Source organism: Neobacillus sp. PS2-9 (genome assembly GCF_030915525.1).
GTDB lineage: Bacteria > Bacillota > Bacilli > Bacillales > Cytobacillaceae > Neobacillus.
Window position 1 is genome coordinate 325,489 of record NZ_CP133269.1, and the last position, 17,257, is coordinate 342,745.

The 17,257-nt window shown below is 40.6% G+C and carries 15 protein-coding genes, 16 tRNA genes and 3 rRNA genes; 27 read left to right on the forward strand and 7 right to left on the reverse strand.

The annotated features are described in order from the left end of the window. Positions 1 to 94: 94 nt before the first annotated feature. Complete coding sequence (locus tag RCG25_RS01645) at positions 95 to 451, forward strand: hypothetical protein (protein WP_308081948.1); 357 nt, start codon at positions 95 to 97, stop codon at positions 449 to 451. A 41-nt stretch (positions 452 to 492) separates the two neighbouring features. Here the strand turns inward: RCG25_RS01645 and RCG25_RS01650 are convergent, their stop codons facing one another. Next, positions 493 to 834 carry a YqzG/YhdC family protein gene (locus RCG25_RS01650; RefSeq protein WP_308081949.1) on the reverse strand — a complete coding sequence of 114 codons (342 nt, stop codon included), beginning with the start codon at positions 832 to 834 and terminating at the stop codon, positions 493 to 495. Between the two features lie 93 nt (positions 835 to 927). Here RCG25_RS01650 and RCG25_RS01655 point away from each other — a divergent pair, with 93 nt between their 5' ends. After that, positions 928 to 1,302: a hypothetical protein gene (locus RCG25_RS01655; RefSeq protein ID WP_308081950.1), complete on the forward strand. Its 375-nt coding sequence runs from the start codon at positions 928 to 930 to the stop codon at positions 1,300 to 1,302. Positions 1,303 to 1,359: 57 nt separating this feature from the next. On the opposite strand, the gene RCG25_RS01660 is transcribed toward RCG25_RS01655, so the two are convergent. Then, positions 1,360 to 1,887 carry an ECF transporter S component gene (locus RCG25_RS01660; protein ID WP_308081951.1) on the reverse strand — a complete coding sequence of 176 codons (528 nt, stop codon included), beginning with the start codon at positions 1,885 to 1,887 and terminating at the stop codon, positions 1,360 to 1,362. A 182-nt stretch (positions 1,888 to 2,069) separates the two neighbouring features. Here RCG25_RS01660 and RCG25_RS01665 point away from each other — a divergent pair, with 182 nt between their 5' ends. From RCG25_RS01665 to RCG25_RS01785, 25 genes are all read left to right on the forward strand, one after another. Beyond that, entirely contained in the window at positions 2,070 to 2,639 is a 570-nt protein-coding gene (locus RCG25_RS01665; RefSeq protein WP_308081952.1) for a cysteine hydrolase family protein, read from the forward strand. A 348-nt stretch (positions 2,640 to 2,987) separates the two neighbouring features. Beyond that, a 16S ribosomal RNA gene (locus RCG25_RS01670) occupies positions 2,988 to 4,524 on the forward strand. A 203-nt stretch (positions 4,525 to 4,727) separates the two neighbouring features. Further along, positions 4,728 to 7,661: ribosomal RNA gene (locus RCG25_RS01675) — 23S ribosomal RNA — on the forward strand. An 81-nt stretch (positions 7,662 to 7,742) separates the two neighbouring features. Continuing rightward, positions 7,743 to 7,859: ribosomal RNA gene (gene rrf, locus RCG25_RS01680) — 5S ribosomal RNA — on the forward strand. The 16S, 23S and 5S rRNA genes sit together here with 16 tRNA genes alongside, the layout of an rRNA operon. Before the next feature lie 41 nt (positions 7,860 to 7,900). Next, positions 7,901 to 7,975, forward strand: a tRNA-Glu gene (locus RCG25_RS01685). A gap of 4 nt (positions 7,976 to 7,979) precedes the next feature. Beyond that, positions 7,980 to 8,055: transfer RNA gene (locus RCG25_RS01690), tRNA-Val, on the forward strand. A 149-nt stretch (positions 8,056 to 8,204) separates the two neighbouring features. Then, positions 8,205 to 8,280, forward strand: a tRNA-Lys gene (locus RCG25_RS01695). A 19-nt stretch (positions 8,281 to 8,299) separates the two neighbouring features. Beyond that, positions 8,300 to 8,384 (forward strand) — tRNA-Leu (locus tag RCG25_RS01700). 13 nt (positions 8,385 to 8,397) lie between these two features. Beyond that, positions 8,398 to 8,469 (forward strand) — tRNA-Gly (locus tag RCG25_RS01705). An 8-nt stretch (positions 8,470 to 8,477) separates the two neighbouring features. Continuing rightward, a tRNA-Leu gene (locus RCG25_RS01710) sits at positions 8,478 to 8,566 on the forward strand. A gap of 22 nt (positions 8,567 to 8,588) precedes the next feature. Further along, a tRNA-Arg gene (locus tag RCG25_RS01715) sits at positions 8,589 to 8,662 on the forward strand. Positions 8,663 to 8,668: 6 nt separating this feature from the next. Further along, positions 8,669 to 8,745: transfer RNA gene (locus tag RCG25_RS01720), tRNA-Pro, on the forward strand. Positions 8,746 to 8,773: 28 nt separating this feature from the next. Further along, positions 8,774 to 8,866: transfer RNA gene (locus tag RCG25_RS01725), tRNA-Ser, on the forward strand. Between the two features lie 167 nt (positions 8,867 to 9,033). Next, positions 9,034 to 9,107 (forward strand) — tRNA-Met (locus RCG25_RS01730). A gap of 3 nt (positions 9,108 to 9,110) precedes the next feature. Continuing rightward, positions 9,111 to 9,183: transfer RNA gene (locus RCG25_RS01735), tRNA-Phe, on the forward strand. A 31-nt stretch (positions 9,184 to 9,214) separates the two neighbouring features. Beyond that, a tRNA-Tyr gene (locus tag RCG25_RS01740) sits at positions 9,215 to 9,299 on the forward strand. Positions 9,300 to 9,306: 7 nt separating this feature from the next. Next, positions 9,307 to 9,382 (forward strand) — tRNA-His (locus RCG25_RS01745). Positions 9,383 to 9,399: 17 nt separating this feature from the next. After that, positions 9,400 to 9,471, forward strand: a tRNA-Gln gene (locus RCG25_RS01750). A gap of 4 nt (positions 9,472 to 9,475) precedes the next feature. Further along, a tRNA-Cys gene (locus RCG25_RS01755) sits at positions 9,476 to 9,549 on the forward strand. A 28-nt stretch (positions 9,550 to 9,577) separates the two neighbouring features. Then, positions 9,578 to 9,651: transfer RNA gene (locus tag RCG25_RS01760), tRNA-Arg, on the forward strand. 131 nt (positions 9,652 to 9,782) lie between these two features. Further along, entirely contained in the window at positions 9,783 to 10,790 is a 1,008-nt protein-coding gene (locus tag RCG25_RS01765) for a tyrosine-type recombinase/integrase (protein ID WP_374121028.1), read from the forward strand. Positions 10,791 to 10,942: 152 nt separating this feature from the next. After that, the gene (locus RCG25_RS01770) at positions 10,943 to 11,707 is read left to right on the forward strand and encodes a hypothetical protein (protein ID WP_308081953.1); all 765 of its coding nucleotides are present in this window, start codon (positions 10,943 to 10,945) and stop codon (positions 11,705 to 11,707) included. Continuing rightward, entirely contained in the window at positions 11,704 to 12,069 is a 366-nt protein-coding gene (locus tag RCG25_RS01775; RefSeq protein WP_308081954.1) for an ABC-three component system middle component 6, read from the forward strand. Before RCG25_RS01770 ends, RCG25_RS01775 begins: the two co-directional genes overlap by 4 nt. Continuing rightward, on the forward strand, positions 12,056 to 12,283 hold the full coding sequence (locus RCG25_RS01780) for an ABC-three component system middle component 6 (RefSeq protein ID WP_308081955.1): 228 nt from the start codon (positions 12,056 to 12,058) through the stop codon (positions 12,281 to 12,283). The genes RCG25_RS01775 and RCG25_RS01780 overlap by 14 nt, the downstream gene beginning before the upstream one ends. After that, positions 12,280 to 14,025 carry a DUF2326 domain-containing protein gene (locus RCG25_RS01785; RefSeq protein ID WP_308081956.1) on the forward strand — a complete coding sequence of 582 codons (1,746 nt, stop codon included), beginning with the start codon at positions 12,280 to 12,282 and terminating at the stop codon, positions 14,023 to 14,025. The genes RCG25_RS01780 and RCG25_RS01785 overlap by 4 nt, the downstream gene beginning before the upstream one ends. 22 nt (positions 14,026 to 14,047) lie before the next feature. Here RCG25_RS01785 and RCG25_RS01790 read toward each other — a convergent pair whose 3' ends face one another. From RCG25_RS01790 to RCG25_RS01810, 5 genes are all read right to left on the reverse strand, one after another. Continuing rightward, the gene (locus RCG25_RS01790; protein ID WP_308081957.1) at positions 14,048 to 14,605 is read right to left on the reverse strand and encodes a recombinase family protein; all 558 of its coding nucleotides are present in this window, start codon (positions 14,603 to 14,605) and stop codon (positions 14,048 to 14,050) included. Between the two features lie 547 nt (positions 14,606 to 15,152). Continuing rightward, positions 15,153 to 15,782, reverse strand: coding sequence for a hypothetical protein (locus RCG25_RS01795; protein WP_308081959.1), 630 nt, complete (start codon positions 15,780 to 15,782; stop codon positions 15,153 to 15,155). Positions 15,783 to 16,117: 335 nt separating this feature from the next. Further along, the gene (locus RCG25_RS01800; RefSeq protein ID WP_308081960.1) at positions 16,118 to 16,390 is read right to left on the reverse strand and encodes a hypothetical protein; all 273 of its coding nucleotides are present in this window, start codon (positions 16,388 to 16,390) and stop codon (positions 16,118 to 16,120) included. After that, positions 16,383 to 16,625, reverse strand: a complete 243-nt coding sequence (locus RCG25_RS01805; protein WP_308081961.1) for a hypothetical protein — start codon at positions 16,623 to 16,625, stop codon at positions 16,383 to 16,385. Before RCG25_RS01805 ends, RCG25_RS01800 begins: the two co-directional genes overlap by 8 nt. A 2-nt stretch (positions 16,626 to 16,627) precedes the next feature. Continuing rightward, the gene (locus RCG25_RS01810; protein WP_308081962.1) at positions 16,628 to 16,960 is read right to left on the reverse strand and encodes a hypothetical protein; all 333 of its coding nucleotides are present in this window, start codon (positions 16,958 to 16,960) and stop codon (positions 16,628 to 16,630) included. Positions 16,961 to 17,257 lie beyond the last annotated feature (297 nt).

Below are 17,257 nucleotides of genomic sequence, written 5' to 3' on the forward strand. Positions count from 1 at the left end.
TGCTGTAAAGCAGTGAGGGACTGTCCCCTGTTAGGAAGTTGGGAACTTCCTTGTTTTTGTGAAATTTTTAAAAAGTGCTTCAGGGGGATGGGGGATGCTAAAAATTTCTGAACGAACAAAAACGGAAAAAGCACTCTATTTATGTACTCTTATTTCACTATTAATAGATTTAGTTATTAGCTGGGCAGGATATTCAGATAACCTTTTTGGAACGATTAGTTCCAGTATTTTAGCCGTTTTCATTTTACTACTGTTACTGGTGCTAAATAAAAAAAGACAGGGAGAACCCATGAAGAAATCTGTCTTTAAAGTTTGCTATATCATTTTGTGTACTTGTTTTTTACTATCTCAAATATTTAGAGAAGGTCTCCTATTTATAGTCGCTCTTATCCTTGGTTTCTCCTCTTTTGCCACATTGGCCGTCACTCTTCTTATTAAGGAGGACAATTAATTAATCAATTCATGGTGACTACGGCAGAGTAGTTTACCGCGTCATTTGGTGGTTTCCTTAAAAGTGACCTTAATGACCTTTTCTGTTGTATTGTTAAATTCAATATCTACTAAAACGCCAAATTCTTTATGTTGATCTTTTAGCCATAATTTAAATTTCTCAGTTGATGTCCGAGAGCCACTAATTCGTCCGAAATGGAGATAGTCATTAATTTGGGCATTTGGGTACTTCTCCTGTGTACTCTTCATTGCCAACTGTCCCCACTTAGCATAGGGAGGAATAGGTTTCTGTTGTGCGTATGAGGTATGAGTAAAGTTCGATGAATAGATACCACTTGATCCCGAAACAAAAATAATGACTAAACAAATCAATAACTTTTTCATAGGATAATCCTCTTTGTTTTTATTTTTATCTTTAGATGTTTATTCATAATTTATGTACTCATTTTAAGGACAAGCACGTAATGGGGGATGAGAATGAATCAGCGGTCTTTCATATTACTAATAGGTAAGATAATTCTCACCATAGCCATGTTATGTGGATGCAGTTATAACCATTTAGAAGATAAAATTATTAAAGATAGTGACATTACAAAAATCACCATTTATAAGAATGGGGATAAAGAAGGACCATTTGTCATAAAAGATAAGAAGGTTATCAGTCAAATAATTGATAAGATTAATTCGTCTCCAAGAAGGGACATATCAAAAGTATCGTTTGAACGTGGGCCCGATGGAAGAATGATTTTAGAAGGTGAGAATTCGATAATTGAAGTGGGGGTTTTTAGTGACTCAGGGGATGTAGTCACCAGAAAATACTATATTCATACTGCCTTGAACCTAATGGAGTAAAAATGGGGACAGTCCCCCGCTGCTTTAAAGCGCTGGGGGACTGTCCCCATGATTTGTTTATTGTTTAGCTCTTTTCTTTAATCGTCCTACAAGAGGTACTACGATAATGCCCGCTATAACGACCTGCATGATGTTTCCAGGAACCGAACCAAAAGGCTGAATCCAGTTTCCGTATAGGATCACTTCAGCAAAATAGTAGCCAACCACCTTGATGATTAGAGCAGTTGCGATTGCAAGAGAGTTCACAACTACACTTTTGCCAGGTACTTTCTCGGAAATAAGTCCGACTACGAATCCCATTGCCCCAACAATGACAAAGGTAAATGGTGACCATAGGGCCCAACCGGAAATTACATCGAACAAGCCCATTCCGAAAGCGCCTGCTATGAATCCTGTTCTTTTGCCGTATAATAAGGCAGCAATAAAAAGAGGTACGTTACCCAAATGGATGAGACCTCCGTTACCCATCAATGGGAGCCTAATGTTAATGAACATTGTGGCTACGAGGGTTAAGGCGATAAAAAGTGCATTGATGACGATAACTCTTGTTTTAGTTGTTCCTGGAGATGATAATGTTGTATTCATATGATAACCTCTTCTGTTTTTAAAAATAATATCATATAAACACCCACTTAATAAATACGAAATGCGAATAATTACTGTGATACAGATACAGATTGTGTTAACAATAGATATATATATATTGGAGAAAAAAACCACGGGAACCTAATGGTCTCTAGTAATCAAATGATAGGAGAAGAAAACACATGGACAATCAAAATGGTAAAACTGCTTTGTTAGTAATGGATTTACAAAATGGCATTGTATCCCGCTTCGCAGAAAATACGGAGATTCTTCAACCGTTCAAGGAAGCTGTGGAAGCTGCTCGTCAAAAGGGTATACCTATTATTTTTGTTCGAGTAGGGTTTAGCGAAGGGTACCCAGAGGTCAGTCCATACAATAAGATATTCTCAGCTATCTCTAAATCCGGCGGAATGACCCTCATGGATTCATCCACCCACATTCACGAATCTGTCCAGCCTAAACCTGATGAACCCATTATTACCAAGTATCGTATTAGTGCATTTGCGGGCAGCAATCTTGAAGTCATCCTTCGCGCACAACAAATCAATACACTTGTTCTTAGCGGAATTTCTACAAGTGGAGTCGTATTATCAACAGTAAGAGAAGCAGCGGATAAAGATTATTCCATTACAGTGCTTTCGGATGCATGTCTGGATGCAGATCCTGAAGTTCACCGCGTTCTTATGGAAAAGGTATTTCCACGCCAAGCGGATGTTCAGACCGTTGACGATTGGATTGGTACGTTGAAGTGATATTGCCCAAAAGTTGTTGACAAGAGGTAAATGTGATAGTAATATAGTAATTCCTGATGCGGAACAACATGGTTTTAGTTGTTCCTTTTGAAAAATAAAAATTCAGGATTGACGAGATTGATTTTATAGTATAATATTAATTTCTGTTGCTGCTAGTCAGTAACGCTTGAAAAAAGAAATTAAAAAAGTTGTTGACTTACGGTTGATAACTTGATAAGATTTAAAAGTCGCTTTCGAGCGATGATGAAATTGTTCTTTGAAAACTAAACAAACAAAAACGTCAACAAACAAAAAAATTATTAGTTTCTTATGAAACTAAGCCAACGTAACAAAATGAGCTAATCAACTTTCTTGGAGAGTTTGATCCTGGCTCAGGACGAACGCTGGCGGCGTGCCTAATACATGCAAGTCGAGCGAACCACTTCGGTGGTTAGCGGCGGACGGGTGAGTAACACGTGGGCAACCTGCCTGTAAGACTGGGATAACTTCGGGAAACCGGAGCTAATACCGGATAATCCTTTTCCTCTCATGAGGAAAAGCTGAAAGACGGTTTCGGCTGTCACTTACAGATGGGCCCGCGGCGCATTAGCTAGTTGGTGAGGTAACGGCTCACCAAGGCGACGATGCGTAGCCGACCTGAGAGGGTGATCGGCCACACTGGGACTGAGACACGGCCCAGACTCCTACGGGAGGCAGCAGTAGGGAATCTTCCACAATGGACGAAAGTCTGATGGAGCAACGCCGCGTGAGCGATGAAGGCCTTCGGGTCGTAAAGCTCTGTTGTTAGGGAAGAACAAGTACCGGAGTAACTGCCGGTACCTTGACGGTACCTAACCAGAAAGCCACGGCTAACTACGTGCCAGCAGCCGCGGTAATACGTAGGTGGCAAGCGTTGTCCGGAATTATTGGGCGTAAAGCGCGCGCAGGCGGTCCTTTAAGTCTGATGTGAAAGCCCACGGCTCAACCGTGGAGGGTCATTGGAAACTGGGGACTTGAGTGCAGAAGAGGAAAGCGGAATTCCACGTGTAGCGGTGAAATGCGTAGAGATGTGGAGGAACACCAGTGGCGAAGGCGGCTTTCTGGTCTGTAACTGACGCTGAGGCGCGAAAGCGTGGGGAGCAAACAGGATTAGATACCCTGGTAGTCCACGCCGTAAACGATGAGTGCTAAGTGTTAGGGGGTTTCCGCCCCTTAGTGCTGCAGCTAACGCATTAAGCACTCCGCCTGGGGAGTACGGCCGCAAGGCTGAAACTCAAAGGAATTGACGGGGGCCCGCACAAGCGGTGGAGCATGTGGTTTAATTCGAAGCAACGCGAAGAACCTTACCAGGTCTTGACATCCTCTGACACTCCTAGAGATAGGACGTTCCCCTTCGGGGGACAGAGTGACAGGTGGTGCATGGTTGTCGTCAGCTCGTGTCGTGAGATGTTGGGTTAAGTCCCGCAACGAGCGCAACCCTTGATCTTAGTTGCCAGCATTCAGTTGGGCACTCTAAGGTGACTGCCGGTGACAAACCGGAGGAAGGTGGGGATGACGTCAAATCATCATGCCCCTTATGACCTGGGCTACACACGTGCTACAATGGATGGTACAAAGGGCTGCAAGACCGCGAGGTTTAGCCAATCCCATAAAACCATTCTCAGTTCGGATTGTAGGCTGCAACTCGCCTACATGAAGCCGGAATCGCTAGTAATCGCGGATCAGCATGCCGCGGTGAATACGTTCCCGGGCCTTGTACACACCGCCCGTCACACCACGAGAGTTTGTAACACCCGAAGTCGGTGGGGTAACCGTAAGGAGCCAGCCGCCTAAGGTGGGACAGATGATTGGGGTGAAGTCGTAACAAGGTAGCCGTATCGGAAGGTGCGGCTGGATCACCTCCTTTCTAAGGATATAAGCTGGACATATGAGCCAGACAAAACACGTTTGTTTGATTGTTTCTTGTTTGTTTAGTTTTGAGAGTGCAATTTCTCTCAAAACATCGTTCTTTGAAAACTAGATAATCGTAATGAAGAAGTCAAGTAAATACATCGAGTAATCGCCATTTTAGTTTTCTCTCTTATTAAATTAAGAGAAACAAACCTTTCAGGTTAAGTTAGAAAGGGCGCACGGTGAATGCCTTGGCACTAGGAGCCGATGAAGGACGGGACTAACACCGATATGCTTCGGGGAGCTGTAAGTAAGCTTTGATCCGGAGATTTCCGAATGGGGGAACCCACTGTTCGTAATGGAACAGTATCTTTACCTGAATACATAGGGTATTGAAGGCATACCCGGGGAACTGAAACATCTAAGTACCCGGAGGAAGAGAAAGCAAACGCGATTCCCTGAGTAGCGGCGAGCGAAACGGGACATAGCCCAAACCAAGAGGCTTGCCTCTTGGGGTTGTAGGACACTCAACATGGAGTTACAAAGGAACGGGGTAGATGAAGCGGCCTGGAAAGGCCCGTCAGAGAAGGTAAAAACCCTGTAGTCGAAACTTCGTTCCCTCCTGAGTGGATCCTGAGTACGGCCGGACACGAGAAATCCGGTCGGAAGCAGGGAGGACCATCTCCCAAGGCTAAATACTCCCTAGTGACCGATAGTGAACCAGTACCGTGAGGGAAAGGTGAAAAGCACCCGGAAGGGGAGTGAAATAGTTCCTGAAACCGTGTGCCTACAAGTAGTTAGAGCCCGTTAATGGGTGATAGCGTGCCTTTTGTAGAATGAACCGGCGAGTTACGATCCCATGCAAGGTTAAGTTGAAGAGACGGAGCCGCAGCGAAAGCGAGTCTGAATAGGGCGATTGAGTATGTGGTCGTAGACCCGAAACCAGGTGATCTACCCATGTCCAGGGTGAAGTCCAGGTAACACTGGATGGAGGCCCGAACCCACGCACGTTGAAAAGTGCGGGGATGAGGTGTGGGTAGCGGAGAAATTCCAATCGAACTTGGAGATAGCTGGTTCTCTCCGAAATAGCTTTAGGGCTAGCCTCACGTAGTTAGAGTCTTGGAGGTAGAGCACTGTTTGGACTAGGGGCCCTCATCGGGTTACCGAATTCAGACAAACTCCGAATGCCAAAGACTTATCCGTGGGAGTCAGACTGCGAGTGATAAGATCCGTAGTCAAAAGGGAAACAGCCCAGACCACCAGCTAAGGTCCCAAAGTTTACGTTAAGTGGAAAAGGATGTGGAGTTGCTTAGACAACCAGGATGTTGGCTTAGAAGCAGCCACCATTTAAAGAGTGCGTAATAGCTCACTGGTCGAGTGACTCTGCGCCGAAAATGTACCGGGGCTAAACGTAACACCGAAGCTGTGGATTGACATCTTAGATGTCAGTGGTAGGAGAGCGTTCTAAGGGCGTTGAAGCTAGACCGTAAGGACTGGTGGAGCGCTTAGAAGTGAGAATGCCGGTATGAGTAGCGAAAGATGAGTGAGAATCTCATCCACCGTATGCCTAAGGTTTCCTGAGGAAGGCTCGTCCGCTCAGGGTTAGTCGGGACCTAAGCCGAGGCCGAAAGGCGTAGGCGATGGACAACAGGTTGATATTCCTGTACCACCTCTTTATCGTTTGAGTGATGGGGGACGCAGGAGGATAGGGTAAGCGCGCTGTTGGATATGCGCGTCTAAGCAGTTAGGCTGGAAAGTAGGAAAATCCGCTTTCCGTAAAGGCTGAGCTGTGATAGCGAGGGAAATTTAGTACCGAAGTTCCTGATTCCACACTGCCAAGAAAAGCCTCTAGCGAGATAAAAGGTGCCCGTACCGCAAACCGACACAGGTAGGCGAGGAGAGAATCCTAAGGTGAGCGAGAGAACTCTCGTTAAGGAACTCGGCAAAATGACCCCGTAACTTCGGGAGAAGGGGTGCTTTTTGAGGTGAATAGCCTCGAAGAGCCGCAGTGAATAGGCCCAGGCGACTGTTTAGCAAAAACACAGGTCTCTGCGAAGCCGCAAGGCGAAGTATAGGGGCTGACGCCTGCCCGGTGCTGGAAGGTTAAGAGGAGGGGTTAGCGCAAGCGAAGCTCTGAATCGAAGCCCCAGTAAACGGCGGCCGTAACTATAACGGTCCTAAGGTAGCGAAATTCCTTGTCGGGTAAGTTCCGACCCGCACGAAAGGCGTAACGATCTGGGCACTGTCTCAACGAGAGACTCGGTGAAATTATAGTACCTGTGAAGATGCAGGTTACCCGCGACAGGACGGAAAGACCCCGTGGAGCTTTACTGTAGCCTGATATTGAATTTTGGTACAGCTTGTACAGGATAGGTAGGAGCCTGAGAAACCGGAGCGCTAGCTTCGGTGGAGGCGTCGGTGGGATACTACCCTGGCTGTATTGAAATTCTAACCCGCACCCCTTATCGGGGTGGGAGACAGTGTCAGGTGGGCAGTTTGACTGGGGCGGTCGCCTCCTAAAGAGTAACGGAGGCGCCCAAAGGTTCCCTCAGAATGGTTGGAAATCATTCGTAGAGTGTAAAGGCACAAGGGAGCTTGACTGCGAGACCTACAAGTCGAGCAGGGACGAAAGTCGGGCTTAGTGATCCGGTGGTTCCGCATGGAAGGGCCATCGCTCAACGGATAAAAGCTACCCCGGGGATAACAGGCTTATCTCCCCCAAGAGTCCACATCGACGGGGAGGTTTGGCACCTCGATGTCGGCTCATCGCATCCTGGGGCTGTAGTCGGTCCCAAGGGTTGGGCTGTTCGCCCATTAAAGCGGTACGCGAGCTGGGTTCAGAACGTCGTGAGACAGTTCGGTCCCTATCCGTCGTGGGCGCAGGAAATTTGAGAGGAGCTGTCCTTAGTACGAGAGGACCGGGATGGACGCACCGCTGGTGTACCAGTTGTCTTGCCAAAGGCATCGCTGGGTAGCTATGTGCGGACGGGATAAGTGCTGAAAGCATCTAAGCATGAAGCCCCCCTCAAGATGAGATTTCCCATAGCGTCAAGCTAGTAAGAACCCTGAAAGATGATCAGGTTGATAGGTCAGAGGTGGAAGCGTGGTAACATGTGGAGCTGACTGATACTAATCGTTCGAGGACTTAACCAATTTTTAAAGCGAACTCGTAGTTTACAAACACTTCTTCTACATTATCTAGTTTTGAGGGAATGATCTCTCTAACAAAATAGGTCTGGTAGCTATGGCGAGAAGGTCACACCCGTTCCCATACCGAACACGGAAGTTAAGCTTCTCAGCGCCGATGGTAGTTGGGACGAAAGTCCCTGTGAGAGTAGGACGTTGCCAGGCCAGCCCCAATAGGGGCTATTATTTTTGTCAAAAATTCATCTGGCCCCTTGGTCAAGCGGTTAAGACACCGCCCTTTCACGGCGGTAACACGGGTTCGAATCCCGTAGGGGTCACCATTTTGGAGGATTAGCTCAGCTGGGAGAGCATCTGCCTTACAAGCAGAGGGTCGGCGGTTCGATCCCGTCATCCTCCACCATATATTTTTATATGAGCCATTAGCTCAGTTGGTAGAGCAGATTGCGAACATCATCGAATCAGCTTCTGCGGGCAATCTGCAAGAAAGAACGTGAGTTCTTTTGAGCATCTGACTTACCACGATTTAATTGTAGGGAATCATCTTAGTATGAGCCATTAGCTCAGTTGGTAGAGCATCTGACTTTTAATCAGAGGGTCGAAGGTTCGAGTCCTTCATGGCTCACCATTTTATTTTCAATCAATATGCGGGTGTGGCGGAATTGGCAGACGCACCAGACTTAGGATCTGGCGCCGCAAGGCGTGGGGGTTCGACTCCCTTCACCCGCACCATTTAATTTCATATGCGGAAGTAGTTCAGTGGTAGAACACCACCTTGCCAAGGTGGGGGTCGCGGGTTCGAATCCCGTCTTCCGCTCTCATATTGCCGGGGTGGCGGAACTGGCAGACGCACAGGACTTAAAATCCTGCGGTAGGTGACTACCGTACCGGTTCGATTCCGGTCCTCGGCACCATTTAAGTTAATTTAATTCATATGCGCCCTTAGCTCAGCTGGATAGAGTGTTTGACTACGAATCAAAAGGTCGGGAGTTCGAATCTCTCAGGGCGCACTTTAACGGGAAGTAGCTCAGCTTGGTAGAGCACTTGGTTTGGGACCAAGGGGTCGCAGGTTCGAATCCTGTCTTCCCGACCAGTCCGAACTATTTTTAATGTGATAATATGGAGGAATACCCAAGTCCGGCTGAAGGGATCGGTCTTGAAAACCGACAGGCGGGTTAAACCGCGCGGGGGTTCGAATCCCTCTTCCTCCTCCATTATATTTTACAAAACAATATTCTATTGTCGCGGGGTGGAGCACGTTCGAATAAGCTTCTTCGAATGATCTACAGCGCAACGATTGAGCCACAGCTTGAATATGCACTCCGAAATCGGGGCGGTCTTCAAACTAAGGGCATGCACAAAATGTAATATTTTCTATTGTCGCGGGGTGGAGCAGTCTGGTAGCTCGTCGGGCTCATAACCCGAAGGTCGCAGGTTCAAATCCTGTCCCCGCAATATGGCTCAGTAGCTCAGTCGGTAGAGCAAAGGACTGAAAATCCTTGTGTCGGCGGTTCGATTCCGTCCTGAGCCACCTTTTAATTGTAAGTAAGTTTTAAATCTGTGGAGGGGTAGCGAAGTGGCTAAACGCGGCGGACTGTAAATCCGCTCCCTCAGGGTTCGGCGGTTCGAATCCGTCCCCCTCCACCACATTATGGCGATTGTGGCGAAGTGGTTAACGCACCTGATTGTGGTTCAGGCATTCGTGGGTTCGATTCCCATCAGTCGCCCCATTTATTTTATAAATTATTGGGCTATAGCCAAGCGGTAAGGCATCGCACTTTGACTGCGACATGCGTTGGTTCAAATCCAGCTAGCCCAGTCATGGCAGCATAGCCAAGTGGTAAGGCAGAGGTCTGCAAAACCTTTATCCCCGGTTCAAATCCGGGTGTTGCCTCCAAATAAACTTCATAAATACATATTATCATGCGCCTTTAGCTCAGCTGGATAGAGCATACGCCTTCTAAGCGTACGGTCAGAGGTTCGAATCCTCTAAGGCGCGTAAAAACTAATGTCGAACCGGCATTTTTTAAACCTCTTATATCGTTTAGTGAAACGGTCAGTATAACGGTCATGTAAGAAATTACACCGTTTATTGACTTAATCACTTTACGATATAGGAGGTTTTTTGTTGTGTCCAAAAGAAAAGGAATTTTAGATGTTGAGGTTGATGTAAGAAAGATTTTTGGAGAACTGCCTATCTCTCGCTCTTCTGCGTCAAAAATACAAAAAGAACAAACTAAGGTATCAAACGAATCTATTCCTGTTACAAAAGCTTTGGATATCATTACAAGGCAAATGAAGGTAAGTGGAAATAGAAGTAGAACAATTAGCGATTATGTTCTGCAAGTAAATCATTTTCAGAAGATTACTGGGGTTAAATATGTATCAGATATTACTACTGTTACCGTTTACCAATGGTTAGATAGTATGAATGTAAGTAATCAAACTAAATTGACTCGTTTAAAGTGCCTAAAGGCTTTTCTTTCCCGCTGCTTTGATAACCGTTGGATTGAAATAAAATTTTGGAAGTCAATCAATATTAAAGTAGACCAACAAGTTAAAGAAGGGGCTACAGAGCATGAAATTAACATTTTACTCTCTTTGTTAGATCTAAATAACTTTATACAGCTAAGAGACGCTGTAGCTACTCTATTGATGTTTAAAACAGGTATTAGGATAAACACATTAGTACAGCTTGAAGAGCTTCATTTAGACTTCAATAAAAATTTATTAATTCTAGACGGAAGTATAATGAAAAACCATCAGCAAATTAAACTACCCTTTGACGAATTATTGAGAAACCTACTTGTTGTTTTAATTAAACAAAATTCTATTATCCGAAAGGAATATGGGAAAAAAAATAACTTAGTTTTTATTACCAAATTTGGTGATATTGTATCATCCTCACCGACTCATAACAACATTAGGAAGCGGTTAAATCAATATTCAAAGATGTACGGATTGAAAAACATTAACCCACATGCGCTTAGAAGAGGATTTGCAAAATCTCTATTGGAGAAAGGTGCTAATGTAGCTGTAATTTCAAAGGCATTAGGGCATAGTGATATATCGGTTACTACAAAGTATTTACATTTAGATATTGATGAAATAGCTGAGGGTTTACGGTCATATCTTTAAAAGCTGCTTTCGAAAATTTTAAAACGTACATTTAATGGTATGGTGTATAGCCATACCATATTTTACTTTATCGATAATTATATAACTGTCGACATTTGATTAAAACTAGGTAATAATTTATATAAATCAAAATATATTTCGGAGTGTAAAAAATGGCTAGAAAGTATCCCCAAAAAGATATAAAATTATTATTCATGCTTTCGGCTGGAATGTGTGCATTTCCAGGCTGTCCTACTAGATGTGTTGCTAAAGAAACTGAATTTGATGAAGCGGCTGTGTTAGCCTTGATTGCTCACATTGAAGCTCATAGTAATGAAGGACCAAGACCAAATCCAAATTTAACCGAAAAGGAAAGAGATAGTTATCCCAATTGGATTTTATTATGTGGAACTCATCATGATTTAATTGATGCACAAAGCAATACATACACAGTTGAGCAAATCCGAAAATGGAAAAGGGATTTAGAAGATAAAGTAGATAAGCAGTTAAGAGAAGCAATGACACAAGTAACTTTTACTGAGTTAGAACAGGTAACTGAGGCGATTGTTAATAATAGTACTAAGTCAACTAATTCCAGTGATTACGAAATTATTCCCCCTCAAGATAAAATGCAACGAAATCAACTCAAGGATAATATAACTCATCAATATTTGCTAATGGGAATGGTTCAGTTTCCTGCAGTAAAAGAATATATAGAACGTATAACTCAACTTATTCCGAGTTTCCCCGCAAAATTATCTGGTGGTTTCAAAGAAGAATATAAAAGGTTAAAAGATGAAGAAGAATTATTAGGGGACGACCTATTTTTGGCAATGATTAATTTTGCTTCACCTACGGGTGTGGATTTAAAAAGACATGCGGCTGGTATAGCGGTATTAACATATCTGTTTAGTATGTGCGAGGTGTTTGAAAAATGATTTTACCTAATAAATTTATTTCATTAGGTAATTCATTACTAGGTATTAGTTCTGCTGTTTTATTGTCATTAGATAAGCCTAAAAGTATTAATACTTTATGGAAAGTTTTTAATAAAGAAAATCCAAAAATTACTTATGATAATTTTACATTGTCCTTGGACTTACTCTATATGTTAGGATTAATAAACTTATCAGATAATTATATTGAGCTTTTAGAAATAGAGGACAGTAAACAGTTTACTAATACAAAACACATTAAAGACATATATAATGTGTTTGAAATAGAGGAACCTAATTCAAAGGATGTATTCATTCCATATTTGGGTCGCTTATGGGAGGTATTAGAAAGTGATATTGCCTAATAAATTTGTTAAACCAAATGATTCAATTATTGGAATGAGTTCATTAATAATTACGATTTTAGATAAACCAACAACGGTTAGTTTTTTATGGGATAAAGCAAGAAATAAAGGGATTGTGAAGACTTTCAATAATTTTGTATCCGCTCTGGATTTTTTATTTTTATTAGGCGTAATTACTTTGGAGGATGGCTTAATTAAGAGGTGTAAAGAATGATAAAGGCAATTTATGCAAATAAAGAATCTTTTAAAAAGATTGAACTAAAAGATGGTTTTAACATTATTTTAGCGGACAAAACTGAAGAGTCTTCGGAGAAGGATTCTAGGAATGGAGCGGGCAAGTCTACTCTTATAGAAATTATTCATTTTTGCTTAGGATCAGATATACGCAATGGTGAAAGTTTAAGGGTAGCTGCTTTAAAAGATTGGATTTTTTACTTAGATTTAACAATTAACGAATTTGAAATTACGGTAAGTAGAAAAGTAGCAGATCCTAAAAATATTTATTTATCTGGTGAAATTGATAAATTAAACATTACCCTTAAAGCTGATAAAGATGGGAGTAAATTCCTTCCTGTGAATGAGTGGACATCTTTACTTGGTTATCTCATGTTCGATTTATCAGAAGAAGAACAAAAGCAGAAATATAGCCCTAGTTTTAGAGGTTTAATTTCTTATTTCATAAGGAGAAAAAAGGGGGCTTTCTTAAGTCCATTTTCTCATTTTCCGCAACAAAGGGAATGGAATATACAAGTAAGTAATTCTTTTTTGCTAGGGTTGAATTGGGAATATGCAAGTAAATGGCAATTAATAAAGGATCAAGAGAAAACATTAGATCAATTAAAACAGGCGACAAATACCGGGTTAGTAAAAGGTGTTATGGGTGGTTCTATTGGTGAATTAGAGGCACAAAAAGTAAGAATGGAATTTCAAGCTAGTGAATTTAAAAAGCAATTAGATAATTTTAAAGTCCATCCCCAATATAAAGATATTGAAAATAAGGCAAATGAGCTCACTCAGCAACTACACACGGATACAAATAATAATATATCAGATAAAAAATTAATTTCTTTTTACGAAAAAAATCGTGAAGAGGAAGAACCAACAAAGAAAAATATGATTATTAGTATTTTTGAGGAAGCAAAAGTTAAATTTCCTGATCTAGTAAAAAGAGAACTCGAGCAAGTTCAGGATTTTCATGACAAAGTAGTTGAAAATCGTAGAGAATTTTTGCAGGCTGAAATAGCAAGGCTAAAGAGGAATATTCATGAAAGGGATCAAAAGATTAAAAGTAATTCAGATAAAAGGGCTGAATATTTACAAATCTTAAGTGATTTTGGTGCTCTAGAAGAGCATACTAATTTACAACAACAATATCTCTCTGAAGTATCAAAAATAAAAGAAATTGATAATGCTATTGAAAGCCTAAAGAGATTTGAAAAAGGTAGAAGTTCATTAAAAATTGAAAAAGAAGTTCTGCAGCAAGATGCTAGAAGTGATTATTTTGAAAGACTGGACCAAAGAACCAAAGCGATCCAACTTTTTAATTCAAATTCACAATTCTTATATTCGGAACCTGGAGAATTGTTAATAGACATTACAAATTCTGGTTTCAAATTTGATGTTCATATAAATAAGGCAGGTAGCGAAGGAATAGAACATATGAAAGTCTTTTGCTATGATTTAATGATATCTCAACTTTGGAGCGAAAAGGAAAAGACTCCTGGAATTTTAGTACATGACAGTAGCATTTTTGATCCTGTTGATGAAAGACAAGTGTTATCTGCTCTAAAATTGGCTAAAGAAGAATCTGAAAAAAGGGGATTTCAATATATCTGTCTTCTTAATTCCGATAAGATTAATTTTAATGAAGAGTTTGAACACTATATTAGACTACGCTTGACTGATAACTCAGAAGATGGTGGGTTATTAGGTATTAGAATATCTCCTCAAGAGTAAAAAGAAGCCTAATTGGCTTCTTTTATTTTTGCTTAATAATTTTTATTGATCTATACAGTGTAGCTTTTGATACTCCTGTCATTTCCTCTATTTCTTTTACGGTGTATTGTTGGCTTTCATATAGTTTAATGGCTTTTTCAACTTTCTTATTATCTGCTTTAGGTCTCCCGCCTTTTCGTCCTCTTGCTCGTGCGCTTTCTAATCCCGCCTTTGTGCGTTCAACAATTAAATCCCGCTCCATTTCCGCAAGAACTGCTAACATACGGAACATGGCTTTCCCTACTGCGGTTGTAGTGTCGATATTATCACGTATAGAGACTAATTCTATTCCACGCTGATCTAATTGCTCTGACAACTCAATTATGCGCTTTGTGGAGCGTCCTAGACGGTCTAATTTATAAACAACTAAAATGTCTCCCTTTCGGGCGAATTGAATTAGTTCGTTTAGCTGAGGTCTATCGTCTTTCATCCCGCTTATTTTCTCTTGATAAATCTTTTCACACCCCGCTTGATTAAGTGCGTCAATTTGAAGGTCTAAAGATTGGTCATTAGTGCTAACTCGTGCATATCCAATTTTCATTATGTATCGTTTCCTTTCCGCTATTCTGTATCTTAATTAAATTGTATCAAAAACGTATTTTAAAGTAAATTATGAGACGTTGTTTTCGATACGACTTTTGAAACTGTTTATTTGCTGAATAGTGGATATTTCAAAAACTCTATCATTGTGTATCAAAAACACTCGTTTTTGAAACTCTCCTAATAACTTATTATTTTAAGTTACTAAAAGGGAAAGAATAAATAAGGGATATAGATGTCTATTTATGCACACTAAAAAGGAGCAACTAAAAGAAAAATCCACTTCACTAAAATAAGGAGTGGAAAGAATAGAGAAATATTTTTTAGAATAACTCGTTCGCTGAAAGTGAACGAGAATATTAATTATAGCTTAATTATTATTAGCTTTATTATTTATTGCTTATGGGCAAATTTTGCTCTAGGGAGTGGTGCAAATTCTGCAATAGGGGTAGTGCAAAAAATGCACAACTTCCTAGAACATGAAAAAGAGGTTATCCTAAAATAGATAACCTCATAGCATAGGGTTTGCAATTTTTCTATTCCTGCTTTTATATAAGCGGGATTTCTCTTTTTATTGGGGTTTCTATATTGATTCCCAATTCGTCTCTTAAATGTCTTGCTACTGCTTCACACGCTATAATATAAGCAGTTGTAATATCGTTTTCCGCTGTTACTTCAATCCTCTTTAGCAAAGGGGATTTTTCCTTTTGTAACGGATAGACAAAGTTTTCTATACTATCCCTTAATCTTGCGTCTCTTATTCCATATTTGGTGGTGTAAATAGCTTCACTTAGGATGATATAGGGATTTTTGGTTAAGTCTGAAAGTGTATAGGTGTTAGCGTCTTTTTCGTTGTTATGGGCATTCCCTTTTTTGCTGATAAATCCCTTTGAAACTAGTTCTTTTAGTGCCTTATCCAATGTTCTAACTGTTACCCTCGAATGTTCTGCTAAAATGGAGCGGGAAACATCCCTTTGACCGTTTTCATCAAACCAACTAATTAGAGCAACAAAAACCGAAAAAGTGTTATTAGTGTCAAAGAAGTAACACCTTGTTATAGCTTGAGGTATTACAACAAAGTAACCACTATTAAAGGTTTCTAACTGATAATAAAGATTGGTTACAGGCTCTATAAACCTTTGATTAAAAACCTTTTTTTTCTTCAATATTTCTTCCATGATGTTTTATACCGTCCTTTTCTAATTGATACCCTAGGACGACTTTAAAATACTGCCTTATAACTGCGATATATACTATTTAGGGATAAAATAACCGCTCAAAGTGTTTTAATAGTGTAGTGGAGCGGAACACTTGAAGATATTAACCTAGTGGAAATAACCGTACCTTTTACCGTACCTAATAAAAACCATGCCTTTATACAAGTGCAACCTACTTTAGAGGGGTTTTACCTACATTCGAGGCTTATAGATCGTTGAGGTAATTAGGTAATTTAGCGACTGAAAAATAAAACTGTCTCGTTATTAGAGGTTTTACCAAGTAAAGAATTTCCCCTCTAATTGCTTTGGTTCTCTTTTAGTTCGGACATTCTTTGTTTTATAAGGCTTTTCCGAACTAATTTTTCCCCTCGTTTTAGTGCTTTTGTCTTTTCCGTTTCTGCTATGAACTTTGAAGCATAGGAGCGGAACTCTTTACTCATGGAACTACTCCAGTAATCAACCGCTTCTTTTAAATCCTTTTTCATTTCTAACGGAACTGTAACATGCAATCTGACCATTTTAGAAAACTTTCGTTTTACTTTCTTTTTGGTCTTGATTTCTTTACTCATTTACTGCACCCGCCTTTTTTCTTGTTGTGGGTTTTCTTAACCCCCTGTGTCTAATTTCGGGAACAGGGTTTTCTTTCACATAATCCTCAATGAATTTAACAATAGCGTCATTCATGCTAGTATCATTTAGGAAAGTGGATTTTCTAAAAGCCTGTTTAAGTTTTGTCGGAACTGCTATTGAAACCCTTGTTACTTCAATTTGTTGCGGGGTAATAGTCTTTTGTTTCTTTCTCATCCTTATTCCCCCTTATTCATCCAAGGAAAATGATAACTGCTAAAATTCCCTTGCTGAACTGCTACTCTCTTTGTTCTATTGCTTTGGTCTACTACTACGTCACTATCAGCAATTTTAACCTTTTGTTCCATACACATAGTCGCTAATTGCTGAATTTCGGGATTAACTGACTTGAACGTGCTTAATGAGTTATACATTTCTCCTAACTCATTAGAAAGGTTTGCTTTCTGCACTCGTGAAAGTGTAGATAAATCTTTTTCAAAAATTTCTTTTAATCTCTTACTTGATACATCGACTAAAGTACCCATTGAAAAAAAACGATAATTCAAATTCATGTATAACACTCTCCTTTTTATTAAGTTTAAAGTGAGTATTACATGTACTAGAAATGTATGCAAGTACCCTATTTATGCGGTTTTCCTCGTATTTTTAGAGAAATAAAAGAATTACAGGAAATTCATAAAGGATAAAAAAATTTTATGCACCTATACCTTGAAAAAAACTCTCGTAGAAAATTTCGGTAGGAAGGGTATTTATATATAGTAAAGCCGATTAAGGGTGGGGCATGTTTATATAATAAAAGTTAAAATTTCGACTATTTAATTTAACTAATATCATATATAATATGAAGA